The 13,630-nt window shown below is 56.9% G+C and carries 10 protein-coding genes and 7 tRNA genes; 1 reads left to right on the top strand and 16 read right to left on the bottom strand.

The window, feature by feature from the left end; all coding sequences use genetic code 11:
* Positions 1–103: 103 nt before the first annotated feature.
* From lnt to miaB, 5 genes are all read right to left on the bottom strand, one after another.
* A complete protein-coding gene (lnt, locus tag AC6I8F_RS13680) occupies positions 104–1,630 on the bottom strand; it encodes an apolipoprotein N-acyltransferase (RefSeq protein WP_477529667.1) in 1,527 nt (508 codons plus the stop codon).
* Between the two features lie 4 nt (positions 1,631–1,634).
* On the bottom strand, positions 1,635–2,516 hold the full coding sequence (gene corC, locus AC6I8F_RS13675; protein WP_021508571.1) for a CNNM family magnesium/cobalt transport protein CorC: 882 nt from the start codon (positions 2,514–2,516) through the stop codon (positions 1,635–1,637).
* 82 nt (positions 2,517–2,598) lie between these two features.
* Entirely contained in the window at positions 2,599–3,072 is a 474-nt protein-coding gene (gene ybeY, locus AC6I8F_RS13670; protein ID WP_010616134.1) for an rRNA maturation RNase YbeY, read from the bottom strand.
* Positions 3,069–4,142: a PhoH family protein gene (locus AC6I8F_RS13665; protein WP_058769440.1), complete on the bottom strand. Its 1,074-nt coding sequence runs from the start codon at positions 4,140–4,142 to the stop codon at positions 3,069–3,071. The genes ybeY and AC6I8F_RS13665 overlap by 4 nt, the downstream gene beginning before the upstream one ends.
* Before the next feature lie 205 nt (positions 4,143–4,347).
* Positions 4,348–5,772, bottom strand: coding sequence for a tRNA (N6-isopentenyl adenosine(37)-C2)-methylthiotransferase MiaB (gene miaB, locus AC6I8F_RS13660; protein WP_021508568.1), 1,425 nt, complete (start codon positions 5,770–5,772; stop codon positions 4,348–4,350).
* 482 nt (positions 5,773–6,254) lie between these two features.
* On the opposite strand from miaB, the gene ubiF reads away from it, so the two are divergent.
* Positions 6,255–7,427 carry a 3-demethoxyubiquinol 3-hydroxylase gene (gene ubiF / locus AC6I8F_RS13655; RefSeq protein ID WP_498028115.1) on the top strand — a complete coding sequence of 391 codons (1,173 nt, stop codon included), beginning with the start codon at positions 6,255–6,257 and terminating at the stop codon, positions 7,425–7,427.
* Positions 7,428–7,533: 106 nt separating this feature from the next.
* Here the strand turns inward: ubiF and AC6I8F_RS13650 are convergent.
* From AC6I8F_RS13650 to nagA, 11 genes are all read right to left on the bottom strand, one after another.
* A tRNA-Gln gene (locus tag AC6I8F_RS13650) sits at positions 7,534–7,608 on the bottom strand.
* Positions 7,609–7,636: 28 nt separating this feature from the next.
* Positions 7,637–7,711: transfer RNA gene (locus AC6I8F_RS13645), tRNA-Gln, on the bottom strand.
* 7 nt (positions 7,712–7,718) lie between these two features.
* Positions 7,719–7,795, bottom strand: a tRNA-Met gene (locus AC6I8F_RS13640).
* A gap of 29 nt (positions 7,796–7,824) precedes the next feature.
* Positions 7,825–7,899: transfer RNA gene (locus AC6I8F_RS13635), tRNA-Gln, on the bottom strand.
* 34 nt (positions 7,900–7,933) lie between these two features.
* Positions 7,934–8,008, bottom strand: a tRNA-Gln gene (locus AC6I8F_RS13630).
* Positions 8,009–8,029: 21 nt separating this feature from the next.
* Positions 8,030–8,114 (bottom strand) — tRNA-Leu (locus AC6I8F_RS13625).
* A 7-nt stretch (positions 8,115–8,121) separates the two neighbouring features.
* Positions 8,122–8,198: transfer RNA gene (locus AC6I8F_RS13620), tRNA-Met, on the bottom strand.
* 216 nt (positions 8,199–8,414) lie between these two features.
* Positions 8,415–10,082, bottom strand: a complete 1,668-nt coding sequence (asnB, locus tag AC6I8F_RS13615) for an asparagine synthase B (RefSeq protein ID WP_058757891.1) — start codon at positions 10,080–10,082, stop codon at positions 8,415–8,417.
* Between the two features lie 339 nt (positions 10,083–10,421).
* Positions 10,422–11,174 (bottom strand): HAD-IIA family hydrolase, encoded by a 753-nt coding sequence (locus AC6I8F_RS13610; RefSeq protein ID WP_021508565.1) that lies wholly within the window; start codon positions 11,172–11,174, stop codon positions 10,422–10,424.
* 41 nt (positions 11,175–11,215) lie between these two features.
* Entirely contained in the window at positions 11,216–12,436 is a 1,221-nt protein-coding gene (gene nagC, locus AC6I8F_RS13605; RefSeq protein WP_021508564.1) for a DNA-binding transcriptional regulator NagC, read from the bottom strand.
* A 7-nt stretch (positions 12,437–12,443) separates the two neighbouring features.
* Positions 12,444–13,592 (bottom strand): N-acetylglucosamine-6-phosphate deacetylase, encoded by a 1,149-nt coding sequence (gene nagA, locus AC6I8F_RS13600; RefSeq protein WP_498028803.1) that lies wholly within the window; start codon positions 13,590–13,592, stop codon positions 12,444–12,446.
* Positions 13,593–13,630: the final 38 nt, after the last annotated feature.

Genomic DNA, 13,630 nt, shown 5'->3' with positions numbered 1-13,630 from the left:
AAAAAGGCAGCAGAAAGTGGCGGTGACTGAGGATAAAGGGAGCGGAAAACTGCGCAGAAAAAAGGCGAAGCCTGCGCTTCGCCTGGTGAGAGAGGGCGGGATATCAGGTGCGGCGGCGTAAAATCGCCAGCACGATGCCCGCCAGCGTCAGCAGCCATACCGGCCAGATACCGACGCGTGCATACGGCGTTTCACCGCTGGCAGGCGTGACTGTTGCGCTCAACACTTCGCGGGTGAACTGCGGGATGATGTTCTCCACGTCTCCCTGCGCATTCACCACTGCGGTAACACCGTTATTCGTTGAGCGCAGCAGCGGACGACCCAGCTCCAGCGCACGCATGCGCGCCATCTGGAAATGCTGCCACGGACCAATCGAATGACCGAACCAGGCATCGTTCGACACCGTCAGCAGGAAGTTGGTGTCCGGACGGAAGTTGGCGCGCACCTGTTCGCCCAGCACGATCTCATAGCAAATTGCGCTGGTGAGGTTGTAGCCCGCCACTTTCAGCTGCGGCTGCAGGTAGGCGCCACGGCTGAACGAGGACATCGGCAGGTCGAAGAACGGAGCCAGCGGACGCAGCAGACCTTCCAGCGGTACAAACTCGCCAAACGGCACCAGATGGTTTTTCTGGTAACGGTTGCGGCTCTGATAGCTGTAAGGCTGCGCGCCACCCAGCACAATTACCGAGTTGTAATCGTGATAGCGGTTGTCGCTCTCAACGCGCGAATCAACAATGCCGGTGATCAGCGTGCTGCCACGCGCGCGCAGTTCGTCATCCAGCGCATGCAGAAACGGCTGCTGATTACTCTCCAGATCGGTAATTGCCGACTCCGGCCAGATGATGATTGGCGCTTTGCCGATAAACGGCTTGCTGTATGCGGTATAGACGCGCAGCGTGGTCAGCAGCTGCTGCGGATCCCACTTCATTGACTGCGGAATATTGCCCTGCACCATCGCCACATTGACGCTGCGCTGCGGCAGCGGCTGATACCACTGCAGCATCCGCAGTGGCCACGGCAGCAGCAGCAGCGCGACGGCGATAATCAGGTTTTTCACGCTGCGGTGATAGCAGGCTGAGGCCAGCATGCCGGCAATCACCATCAGCAGGAAGGTGATGGTTTCCACGCCAGCCAGCGGCGCCAGGCCTTTCAGCGGCCCATCGATCTGGCTGTAGCCAAACTGCAGCCACGGAAAGCCGGTCAGCACCCAGCCGCGCAGAAACTCGGTGATCTGCCACAGCGCCGGTGCCGCCAGCGCCATGCGCCACAGCGTGGCCCGTGGCCAGAAGCGGTTCAGCAGCAGGGCAAACAGCAGCGGGTAAAGCGCCAGATAGGCGGCGAGCAGCACCACGAGGAACACATTGACCGGGCCGGGCATGCCGCCAAACGTGGCAATGCTGACGTACACCCAGTTGATGCCGCTACCGAACAGGCCAAAGCCCCAGGCAAAACCGATGCCTGCCGCCTGCGCGCTGCGGCGATCCAGCAACAGCAGCTGCAAACCGGCCAGAGAGAGCAGGGCGGCGGGCCAGAAATCATACGGGGAAAAGGAAAGGGTGCCCGCGGCACCCAGAATTAATGCCAGCAGCAGGCGAACCCGCTGCTGCGAGTAGAGAGAGGCTAATGCCATAAAATTATTCGTCTTCCAGTTGCGGTTGCGGAGAGTCTTCCGGAATTTTCACATGCACCTGGATGATACGGCGGCTGTCAGCCATCGCAACTTTGAATTGGTAACCCTCAATGTCGATGCTTTCACCGCGCGCCGGCAGATGGCCGAATCCCTGCATCACCAGACCGCCAATGGTATCGACTTCGTCATCGCTGAAATCGCTACCAAATACCTCATTGAAATCCTCAATCGGCGTCAGCGCACGCACCGTATAGGTGTGGCGATTGAGCTGGCGGATATCGCGATCTTCTTCGTCGTCATATTCGTCTTCAATTTCGCCGACGATCAGCTCCAGGATATCTTCGATGGTCACCAGTCCGGAGACACCACCGAACTCATCAATGACGATCGCCATATGATAGCGCTGCGAGCGGAACTCTTTGAGCATGCGATCGACGCGCTTGCTCTCAGGCACCACCACGACCGGGCGCAGCACTTTTTCCATGCTGAATGGCTCGGCGCTGCTGCTCATAAACGGCAGCAGATCTTTCGCCATCAGAATGCCTTCAACATGGTCTTTATCTTCGCTGATTACCGGGAAGCGCGAGTGGGCAGATTCAATAATCACTGCCAGGCACTCTTCAAGGCTCTGGTTGCGCTTCAGGGTAATCATCTGCGAGCGCGGGATCATAATGTCGCGCACGCGCTGTTCGGCAATATCCAGCACCCCTTCCAGCATGTCGCGGGTGTCCTGGTCGATCAGCTCTTTTTGCTCAGAATCGCGGATCAGCCCCAGCAGTTCGTCACGGTTTTTGGGTTCGCCGTGGAAAAGCTGATTGATTAACAGGGAGAAAAAACCCTTTTTACTACTGGGTGCGTCGTTGTTTTGAGAATGGTCGTCGCTCATGGCGTTTTTATTTAGTTCTCTCGAATGAGGGAAAGGAACTGCCGGCATCCTCGCCAGCAGCGCAATGTCCTGAACCGGCGGTTCAGGCGTCTTCTTTTTCCGAAATGTACGGATCGGGATAGCCAAGAGCAAGCATTATCTCGGTCTCGAGCGCTTCCATCTCTTCAGCTTCCTCGTCTTCAATATGGTCATAACCCAGCAGATGCAGCGTGCCGTGAACCACCATGTGTGCCCAGTGCGCTTCAGGGCTTTTGCCCTGCTCGGCCGCTTCCTGCTCAACAACCTGACGACAAATAATCAGGTCGCCCAGCAGCGGCAGCTCAATGCCCGGCGGAGCTTCAAACGGGAACGACAGCACGTTAGTCGGCTTATCTTTGCCGCGATAAGTCAGATTAAGCTCATGACTCTCCGCTTCATCGACCAGCCGTATCGTGACTTCGCTCTCAGGCTGAAACGGCGTGACCGCCGCCTCCAGCCAGCGCTGAAACGCCGCTTCTGCGGGCAGGCCGTTTTCATCGGCACACGCCAACTGCAAATCTAAAATCACCGTGCTCATGAAGGCTCCTGCGGCGTCGGCTGGCTGGCAGGTTGTGCCGCCTGTGCTTCACGCTTACGCTCTTCCGCCAGTTTATCACGGCGTTTCTGGTCCGCTTCTTCCCAGGCTTCATAAGCATTAACAATGCGTGCGACCACCGGATGACGCACCACGTCTTCGCTGTGGAAAAAGTTGAAGCTGATCTCTTCCACATTGGCCAGCACTTCGATGGCGTGGCGCAGACCGGATTTGGTGCTGCGCGGCAGGTCAATCTGCGTCACGTCACCGGTAATCACCGCTTTGGAGTTGAAGCCGATACGCGTCAGGAACATCTTCATCTGTTCGATGGTGGTGTTCTGGCTCTCATCGAGAATCACGAATGCGTCGTTCAGCGTACGGCCGCGCATGTAGGCCAGCGGCGCGACTTCAATCACGTTGCGCTCCATCAGCTTCTCGACGCGCTCGAAGCCCAGCATTTCAAACAGGGCGTCATACAGCGGACGCAGGTAAGGATCGACTTTCTGACTGAGATCGCCGGGCAGGAAGCCGAGCTTTTCGCCGGCTTCGACCGCCGGACGCGTCAGCAGAATACGGCGAATCTCCTGCCGCTCCAGCGCATCCACCGCGGCGGCGACCGCCAGATAGGTTTTCCCGGTCCCGGCCGGCCCAATGCCGAAGGTGATGTCGTGATCGAGAATATTGGCGATGTACTGCGCCTGGTTTGGCGTACGCGGTTTAATCACGCCGCGCTTGGTCTTGATGTTTACCGCTTTACCGTACTCCGGCACGCTATCGGCCGTCTGTTCCAGCACGCGACTCTCTTTGATCGCCAGATGGATCTGATCCGGTTCAATGTCCGGGATCTGGCCGCGCACCGGCGCGGTATCAACGTACAGCGAACGCAGAATATTGGCGGCCGCCTCGACACTCAGCGCGCGGCCGACCAGCTTAAACAGGTTGTCGCGGCGATTAATCTCAATGCCCAGACGGCGCTCCAGCTGTTTAACGTTGTCATCAAACGGACCGCACAGGCTCATCAGTCGACGATTGTCTGCCGGTTCAAGGGCGATTTCACGAGTTTCGATATTCAAATGAATCCTTTGGGTCACTCAGGGCCAGTTGAAAGAAATAGCAGATACCGCACGCCAGGCGTCAGCATCTTTACGGAATTATTTATGGGGTCGCGCCTGGGCGCAAGCTTCAGGGGAGATATTTGGGCGGCAGCTGCGGAAAGCAAGGGCTGCGGGATGAAACAGGCGACAGCGCGTTGTGCGCTGTCGCTCAGTAATCGCGGTCTCAAGGTTGATACAGGCCCACGCCGATCTCATCCTCTTTACGCGTACGCGCAATCACCGATGCCGGACTCTCCGCGACGCGCAGGCCCATCTCCTCTTCGGTGCGAACCACGACGCCACGCAGCGAATTGGTATAAACATCGACGATTTCGACATCAACAAATTTACCGATCATGCGCACGTCGCCTTCAAAGTTGACCACGCGGTTGTTTTCGGTACGGCCGGTCAGCTCCATCACATTCTTACGTGAGGTACCTTCCACCAGAATACGCTGAACGGTACCAAGCATGCGGCGGCTCCATGCCATCGCCTGCTGATTGATGCGATCCTGCAAAATGTACAAACGCTGCTTCTTCTCCTCTTCCGGCACGTCGTCCGGCAGATCGGCCGCTGGCGTACCCGGACGCGCCGAATAGATAAAGCTGAAGCTGGTGTCGAAATTAACTTCGCCGATCAGCTTCATGGTCTGCTCGAAATCCTGCTGGGTTTCGCCCGGGAAGCCAATGATGAAATCTGAACTGATCTGGATATCCGGGCGCGCGGCCACCAGCTTACGGATAATCGCTTTGTACTCCAGCGCAGTGTGCGCTCGCTTCATCAGCGTCAGAATACGATCGGCACCGCTCTGCACTGGCAGGTGCAGGAAGCTCACCAGCTCCGGCGTATCACGATAAACGTCAATGATGTCGTCGGTGAACTCAATCGGATGGCTGGTGGTGAAACGAATCCGGTCAATCCCGTCAATCGCGGCTACCAGACGCAGCAGCTCGGCAAAGGTACAAATCTGGTCGTCAAAGGTCGCGCCGCGATAGGCGTTGACGTTCTGCCCCAGCAGATTCACTTCACGCACGCCCTGCGCCGCCAGCTGGGCAACTTCCAGCAGGATGTCATCGCAGGGACGGCTCACTTCCTCGCCGCGCGTATAAGGCACCACGCAGAAAGTGCAATATTTATTGCAGCCTTCCATGATCGAGACAAAAGCCGTAGGCCCTTCAGCGCGCGGCTCCGGCAGGCGATCAAACTTTTCGATTTCCGGGAACGAGACGTCAACAATCGGGCTTTTGCTGCCGCGTACCTGATTAATCATCTCCGGCAGACGATGCAGCGTCTGCGGGCCAAAAACGATGTCCACGCACTGCGCGCGCTGGCGAATTTTATCGCCCTCCTGCGAAGCCACACAGCCGCCCACGCCAATAATCAGCTCAGGATTCTTCGCCTTCAGCTTCTTCCAGCGTCCCAGCAAGTGAAACACTTTTTCCTGCGCCTTCTCACGGATGGAGCAGGTATTCAGCAGCAGTACGTCTGCGTCTTCGGCTTCCTCCGTCAGGGTATAGCCGTGCGTGCTGTTCAGTAGGTCAGCCATCTTCGATGAATCATATTCGTTCATCTGACAGCCCCAGGTTTTGATATGCAGTTTTTTGGTCATTGAACTAGCCATTGATTCTGAGCAGAGAAGTGCAGGGCGCGTATTGTAATGCTTTGGCGCGGGTGTGACCAGCATGCCCGTCATACTTCGCACGCCAGGTGCGTTGGCTGCGCGCGGCTCCCCCGGTCACTTACTGATGTAAGCTCCCGGGATGATCCTTGCTTGCCGCCTTCCCGGCATACGAATTATTTAGGGCATGATGCCCGGTTATATTTCACACGCCAGGTGCGTTGGCTGCGCGCGGCTCTCCCGGTCACTTACTGATGTAAGCTCCCGGGATGATCCTTGCTTGCCGCCTTCCCGGCGCACGAATTATTTTGGGCATGATGCCCGGTTATATTTCACGCGACAGGTGCGTTAAACATGCACGGCTGAAGCACAAGATTAGCAGGGCTTTTCTGCTGGTGCGGTAAATTTCCGGTACACTTTGCCACATAGAGTGCTGCCGCAAGGCGTCACGGCAATCAGAAGGATAAGAGTCGATGCAGGATTCACAGTTTGATGTGGTGGTAGTGGGCGGCGGCATGGTCGGTGCCGCGCTGGCCTGTGGTCTGGCGCAGCAGCAGTTTCGCATGGCGGTGATTGAACGTGCCGAGCCGGCCGCGTTTGACGCCAGCCTGGCGCCGGATATACGCATCTCCGCCATTGGTGCGTCATCGGTGGCGCTGCTGCGCCAGCTCAATGTCTGGCCGCGTGTCCAGGCGATGCGCAGCGCGCCCTACCGCAAGCTGGAAACCTGGGAGTGGCAAAGCGCGCACGTCACCTTTGACGCGGCTGCACTGGGCATTCCCGAGCTGGGCTATATGGTGGAAAACAGCGTGCTGCAGCGCGCGCTGTGGGAGCAGATGCAGCAGGATGGCGTAACGCTACTGTGTCCGGCCTCACTGCAGGCGCTGCAAGCGCACAGCGGCGGCTGGCAGCTGCAGCTGGATGACGGGAGCACGCTGGATAGCCAGTTGGTGGTGGGGGCCGATGGTGCTAATTCGCGCGTGCGCCAGCTGGCGGGTATCGGCGTGCGCGGCTGGAACTATGCGCAATCCTGCATGCTAATCAGCGTTGAGTGTGAACACGAGGCCGGCGATGCCACCTGGCAGCAATTTACGCCGGACGGACCGCGCGCGTTTCTGCCGCTGTTCGATCGCCACGCTTCGCTGGTGTGGTACGACGCGCCGGCGCGGATCCGTCAGCTGCAAAATCTGCCGCTCAGCCAGCTGGCCAAAGAAGTACAGGCCAACTTCCCGGCGCGTGTCGGCCGCTTCCAGGTGAAGAACGCGGCGTCGTTTCCGCTGGTGCGCCGCCATGCCACACGCTACGTGCTGCCGGGCCTGGCGCTGGTCGGTGATGCTGCACACACCATCAATCCGCTGGCCGGGCAGGGGGTTAATCTCGGCTACCGCGATGTGGATGCGCTGATTGATACGCTGGTGGACGCGCGCAGCCAGGCGCAGCGCTGGTCATCGCTGCCGGTTCTGCAGCGTTATCACCGTCAGCGCTACAAAGATAATTTGCTGATGCAGGGCGGTATGGATCTGTTCTACTTCGCCTTTAGCAACGCGCTGCCGCCGCTGCGTGTGGTGCGTAACCTTGGACTGATTGCGGCAGAGAATGCTGGCGTGCTCAAGCGTCAGGTGCTGCGTTACGCGCTGGGGTTGTAAACTCACCGGGCGCCGCAATCGTGGCGGCGCCATCTGTTGTATAAGGCGTGAAATTCAGGAACGACAAAAACAACAAAGCCCGCAAAAGCGGGCCTGTTGTGCAATTTGGCTGGGGTGCAGGGATTCGAACCCCGGAATGCCGGAATCAGAATCCGGTGCCTTACCGCTTGGCGACACCCCAATAGGTGTTTGGTCAAATTGTCTTTGTATGGCTGGGGTGCAGGGATTCGAACCCCGGAATGGTGGAATCAGAATCCACTGCCTTACCGCTTGGCGACACCCCAATTTGTTTGGTGGCTACGACGGGAATCGAACCTGTGACCCCATCATTATGAGTGATGTGCTCTAACCGACTGAGCTACGTAGCCAGATTGTACTGCTTTACTGCGCCCGATGATGGCTGGGATACCTGGATTCGAACCAGGGAATGCCGGTATCAAAAACCGGTGCCTTACCGCTTGGCGATATCCCATTCGTCGACTCGTATCCACGAGAGTGCATCGGATTGGCTGGGGTACCTGGATTCGAACCAGGGAATGCCGGTATCAAAAACCGGTGCCTTACCGCTTGGCGATACCCCATCCGGCTGCCGAAGACTGAAATGGTGCGGGAGGCGAGACTTGAACTCGCACACCTTGCGGCGCCAGAACCTAAATCTGGTGCGTCTACCAATTTCGCCACTCCCGCAAAAAGATGGTGGCTACGACGGGAATCGAACCTGTGACCCCATCATTATGAGTGATGTGCTCTAACCAACTGAGCTACGTAGCCATCTTTTTTCGCGTTACCTTCATCGGCGTTGCGGGGCGCATTATGCGTATTGAGCTTTGTAGCGTCAACAAATTTTTTGCCGTTTTTTGCCTTAACGCGCCTGTTTGTCTGGCTTGTAACCAGGCTGATGATTTATTCGGCAATTTTCGATCGTATCCGCGTCAGATGCAAGAAAAAGGGGCCACAATGGGCCCCTTATACGCATAAAGAAAATGCTTATTTGTACGCTGACTGATGCACGCCTACCGCACGTCCGGACGGATCGTCCATCGATTTAAACGCTTCATCCCACTCAATGGCTTTCGCCGACGAACAGGCCACGGATGGACCGCCCGGAACGCACTCTGCCGCGCTTGGCAGCGGGAACAGCTCCTCAAAGATTTCGCGGTACAGATACGCTTCTTTCGAGGTTGGCGTGTTGTGCGGGAAGCGGAAATGCGCGGTCGCCAGCTGCTGCTCGCTAATCTGCTTCGCCGCCACTTCTTTCAGCGTGTCAATCCAGCTGTAGCCTACGCCATCAGAGAACTGCTCTTTCTGACGCCACGCCACGCTCTCCGGCAGGTAAGAGGAGAAACATTCACGCAGAATGTGTTTTTCCATCTTACCGTTGCTGCCGCACATTTTGTCTTCCGGGTTGATGCGCATCGCCACATCAAGGAATTTCTTGTCGAGGAACGGCACACGCGCTTCCACGCCCCATGCCGACATCGCTTTGTTAGCGCGCGCGCAGTCAAACATGTGCAGCGCCAGCAGCTTACGCACGTTTTCTTCGTGGAACTCCTGGGCGTTCGGTGCTTTATGGAAGTAGAGGTAACCACCAAACACTTCATCCGCGCCTTCACCGGACAGCACCATTTTGATGCCCATCGCTTTGATTTTACGCGACATCAGATACATCGGTGTCGACGCGCGAATGGTGGTCACATCGTAGGTTTCGATGTGGTAAATCACATCGCGGATCGCATCCAGACCTTCCTGCACGGTGAAGTGAATTTCATGGTGCACGGTACCGAGGTGATCGGCCACCGCCTGCGCCGCTTTCAGATCCGGCGATCCTTCCAGACCGACGGCAAACGAGTGCAGCTGCGGCCACCATGCATCGCTCTTGTCCTGATCTTCCACTCGTTTGGCGGCATAGCGCTTGGTCACCGCAGAGATGATGGAAGAGTCGAGTCCGCCGGACAGCAGCACGCCGTACGGTACGTCTGACATCAGGTGACTCTTCACTGACTCTTCCAGCGCGTGCTTCAGGCCAGCGGCATCGGTGGTGTTTTGCGCCACGGCGGCAAAATCCATCCAGTCACGCTGCCAGTAACGACGGATTTCGCCATCGGTGCTGGAGAGGTAGCTTCCCGGCGGGAATTCTTTGATGCTGCGGCACACCGGCACCAGCGCTTTCATTTCAGAAGCAACATACAGGTTGCCGTGCTCATCGTTGCCCATATAGAGCGGAATAATACCGATGTGATCGCGGCCAATCAGATACTGCTGTTTGACGCTGTCCCACAGAATGAAGGCGAACATGCCCTGCAGGTCGTCGAGGAAGTCGAGGCCTTTTTCCTGATACAGCGCGAGGATGACTTCGCAGTCTGAACCCGTCTGGAACGCGTAGCGATCGCTCAGTTCCGCGCGCAGCGCCTGGTGGTTATAAATTTCGCCGTTAACAGCCAGTACGTGGGTGTGATCCGCGTTGTACAGCGGCTGGGCGCCGTTGTTCACGTCAACGATGGACAGGCGCTCGTGCACCAGAATGGCTTTCTCATCAGCGAAGACGCCTGACCAGTCCGGGCCGCGGTGACGCATCAGACGGGAACATTCCAGCGCTTTCTTGCGCAGTTCAACAGGATCGGTCTTCAGATCCAGCACACCAAAAATCGAACACATAACTGACTCCTGATCTCACCCTGTGGCGATGTTATTGACTTGTTTGTCCGGCAGACTGCGCTGCGTGATGTATAAGAAAATGCGCTAATTGATAGTGGTAACGCAAGCGAAATCACCAAATACTGATAAAAAGATTGTTGGCGTGAAGTAATGTTGAATTTTATTCAAAAAATTAACGATTAAATTAGATGGTGTCTAATGAATTGTCAGAAGTGATGGTTTTGTGCGCAACCGATGAGGCCGCGTCAGCGGCTGAATCACAGCGCTATGCCAGACACATAAAAAAGCCCTGCACACCGTAACGGCGAGCAGGGCCATAAGCAGACAGCATGACGCGAATCAGAACAGGTCGATATCAGCCACGGAAGGGTAGATCCAGTCCGGACGGAACGGCATGGCGTCGATATCGCTCAGCGTAGAGACGCCGGACAGCACCAGAATGGTTTCCAGACCGGCCTGGAAGCCAGCCAGAATATCGGTGCGCAGGTTATCGCCCACAATCACCGTCTCTTCTGAATGCGCATGCATTTTATTCAGTGCGGCGCGCATGATGTAAGGGCTGGGCTTACCGACATAAAACGGTTTGCGGCCGGAGATGGTTTCGATACCGGCACAGAGCGCGCCACAGGCCGGCACAAAGCCGCGTGCGTGGGTATCGGGATTGGTCGCGATAAAACGCGCACCGTTAGCCACAAAGAAGGCGGCTTTATGCATCATCTCCCAGTTAAACGATCGCGTCTCGCCGACGATGACGAAATCCGGGTTGACGTCAGTTATGGTAAAACCGGCCTTATACAGTTCATGAATCAGCGCGCCTTCACCAATCACGTAGGCTTTTTTGCCCTCCTGACGACGCAGGAAATCCGCGGTGGCCATGGCGGAGGTGTAAAACACCGAATCCGGGATGTCGACGCCGGCGTTGGCAAAGCGGTTGGCCAGATCCTGCGCAGTTTGTGACGGATAGTTGGTCAGTACCACCAGCGGCATCTCTTTTTCCAGAATGCGCTGCAGGAATTCGTTTGCGCCTTTCACGGCGGTATTGTCGTGCATCAACACGCCGTCGATGTCACAGATTACGCTTTTGATGGTCATAGGTGGCTTCCGGTCGGGCCTGCCAGCCGGCAGGCTTTCTATTATTCTTCCAGCAGGTGCTGCAGCAGAATGCCATTCAGCATAGCGCGTTTTGCCAGCGCGAAAGCGCCAATTGCCGAACGATGGTCCAGCTCTGACCGCACCACGGGCAGATTTTTGCGAAACGCGTTCAACGCCTGGGTGTTAATGCAGCCCTCAATCGCCGGGAACAGCACTTTATCGGCATCGGTAATTTCGCCGGCCAGCACCACTTTTTGCGGGTTAAACAGGTTAATGGCGATAGCGATCGCTTTGCCGAGATAGCGGCCAACGTACTCGATCACTTCGCAGGCCAGCGCGTCGCCCTGATTGGCGGCGCGACAGATTTGCGGCATCTGGCAATCATCCAGCGTCAGGCTGCTGGGATAACCCTGATTGAGCAGGTGGCGCACGCGGTTCTCAATCGCGCCGTTGGCGGCGATGGTTTCGAGGCAGCCAAAGTTGCCACAGTGGCAGCGTTCGCCGAGCGGATCGACCTGAATGTGGCCAATCTCACCTACGTTGCCATTGCTGCCGAGAAAAATGTGGCCGTTAGCGATGATGCCGGCGCCGGTTCCGCGGTGTAAACGCACCAGAATGGAGTCTGCACAGTCGCGACTTGCACCGAAATAGTGCTCAGCCAGCGCCAGGCTGCGGATATCGTGGCCGACAAAACTGGTGACGTTAAAGCGTTTTTTCAGGCTCGCCACCAGCGGCCAGTGGCTGACGGCAATGTGCGGCATGTAGCGAATGATGCCGTTAATCGGGTCGACCAGCCCCGGCAGGATCACCGCGATAGCGATCAGCTCATGAATTTTACGCTGGTGCGCGCTCATAAAGGCACTGATGGCGTTGAACAGCGCGTTCTCCAGCGTCTCCTGGGTGCGCTCCGGCAACGGATAATCTTCCTGCGCCAGCGATTTTCCGCTGAGATCGAACAGCGTCAGCGTGGCATCGTTGCGCCCCAGGCGCACGCCGATGGTATGAAAATGGCGGGTTTCGGTGATGATGGAGATGGCGCGGCGCCCACCGGTGGAGGCCTGTTGCTCCACCTCTTTGATGAGGCCGCGTTCGATAAGCTGACGGGTAATTTTGGTGACGCTGGCGGGCGCAAGCTGGCTGAGTTCGGCAATCTGAATACGCGAAATCGGCCCCTGTTGATCAATCAGCCGGTAAACAGCTGCACTGTTAAGTTGTTTGACAAGATCGACATTTCCTATTTGAGTCTGGCCGCCAGTGGTCATTCAGTACTTACTCGCTGAGGACGTTGTCTCCGTTGACGAACGTCTTAGTGATTTGATAATCGCGGGTAAAGACAGTGAGGTTGGCGACTTTTCCTGCTTCCACCGTACCAAACTGCTTTTCCACACCCATTGCCCTTGCCGGATACAGGGTCGCCATGCGCAGCGCTTCGTCCAGCGCGATACCACAATGTTCCACGCTATTCTGCACCGCTTCAATCATCGTCAGCGCAGATCCGCTCAGGGTACCGTTCTCATCTACGCACAGGCCGTCGCGATAGTATATTGTTTTACCTGCAAAAATGAATTGATCAATCGACGCACCGGCTGGCGCGGTGGCATCGGTCACCAGCACCAGTTTGTCGCCTTTGATTCGTTTTGCATTGCGCACGTTAGCGTAATTGACATGTAAACCGTCTGCAATAATGCCGCAGTATACATCAGGCGAATCAAACAGCGCACCGATAAGACCTGGCTCACGACCGCTAAAGGCGCTCATGGCGTTATACAGGTGGGTGGCAAAAGTGACGCCCGCGCTGATGCCCGCTTTGGCTTCGGCATAGGTGGCATTGGAGTGACCGGACGACACAATAATCCCGGCGTCACGCAGCTGGCGAATCACCGCGCTGCCCGCATTTTCCGGCGCCAGCGTAACTTTGGTGATGACGTCAGCGTTGGCGCACAGGAAATCCACCAGATCCGCATCCGGCAGACGAATCAGCTGCGGATTGTGGGTGCCTTTCTTCTCTTTATTCAGCCACGGACCTTCCAGATGCAGGCCCAGCGCCTGATTCTGATGCTTCGCCAGGTAAGCACGCATGGTTTCAATTGCGCGCTTCATCAGTTCATCACTGCTGGTAATCAGCGTCGGTAAATAGCTGGTGCAGCCGGATTTTTCATTGGCGCGCTGCATGATCTCCAGCGTTTCCACGCTCAGGGCATTGATGTCATCGTTGAACTGCACGCCGCCGCAGCCGTTGAGCTGCAGGTCGATAAATCCGGGAGCGATGAACGCACCAGCCACATCTTGTTGTGGAATCGCGGCGTCCAGCGCATCGCGCGGGCAGACACGCTCAATCAGGCCATTGGCAATCACCACGGCGTGATTGTCCAGAACTTCATGACCGGTAAAAATCCGGCCGTTAACTAATGCGTACATCATCTCTTCTCCCGGCTGAACCTGCTGCGCTTAACAGC

The sequence above is a fragment of the gamma proteobacterium symbiont of Axiagastus rosmarus genome, from assembly GCF_059730925.1.
This window is presented reverse-complemented; position numbering and strand designations above follow the sequence as displayed.

Coding starts and splice junctions, on each gene's coding strand:
- lnt (WP_477529667.1), bottom strand. CDS start 1,630: ATGGCATTAGCCTCTCTCTACTCGCAGCAGCGGGTTCGCCTGCTGCTG.
- nagC (WP_021508564.1), bottom strand. CDS start 12,436: ATGACCACTGGCGGCCAGACTCAAATAGGAAATGTCGATCTTGTCAAA.
- corC (WP_021508571.1), bottom strand. CDS start 2,516: ATGAGCGACGACCATTCTCAAAACAACGACGCACCCAGTAGTAAAAAG.
- ybeY (WP_010616134.1), bottom strand. CDS start 3,072: ATGAGCACGGTGATTTTAGATTTGCAGTTGGCGTGTGCCGATGAAAAC.
- ubiF (WP_498028115.1), top strand. CDS start 6,255: ATGCAGGATTCACAGTTTGATGTGGTGGTAGTGGGCGGCGGCATGGTC.
- asnB (WP_058757891.1), bottom strand. CDS start 10,082: ATGTGTTCGATTTTTGGTGTGCTGGATCTGAAGACCGATCCTGTTGAA.
- nagA (WP_498028803.1), bottom strand. CDS start 13,592: ATGTACGCATTAGTTAACGGCCGGATTTTTACCGGTCATGAAGTTCTG.
- miaB (WP_021508568.1), bottom strand. CDS start 5,772: ATGACCAAAAAACTGCATATCAAAACCTGGGGCTGTCAGATGAACGAA.
- AC6I8F_RS13610 (WP_021508565.1), bottom strand. CDS start 11,174: ATGACCATCAAAAGCGTAATCTGTGACATCGACGGCGTGTTGATGCAC.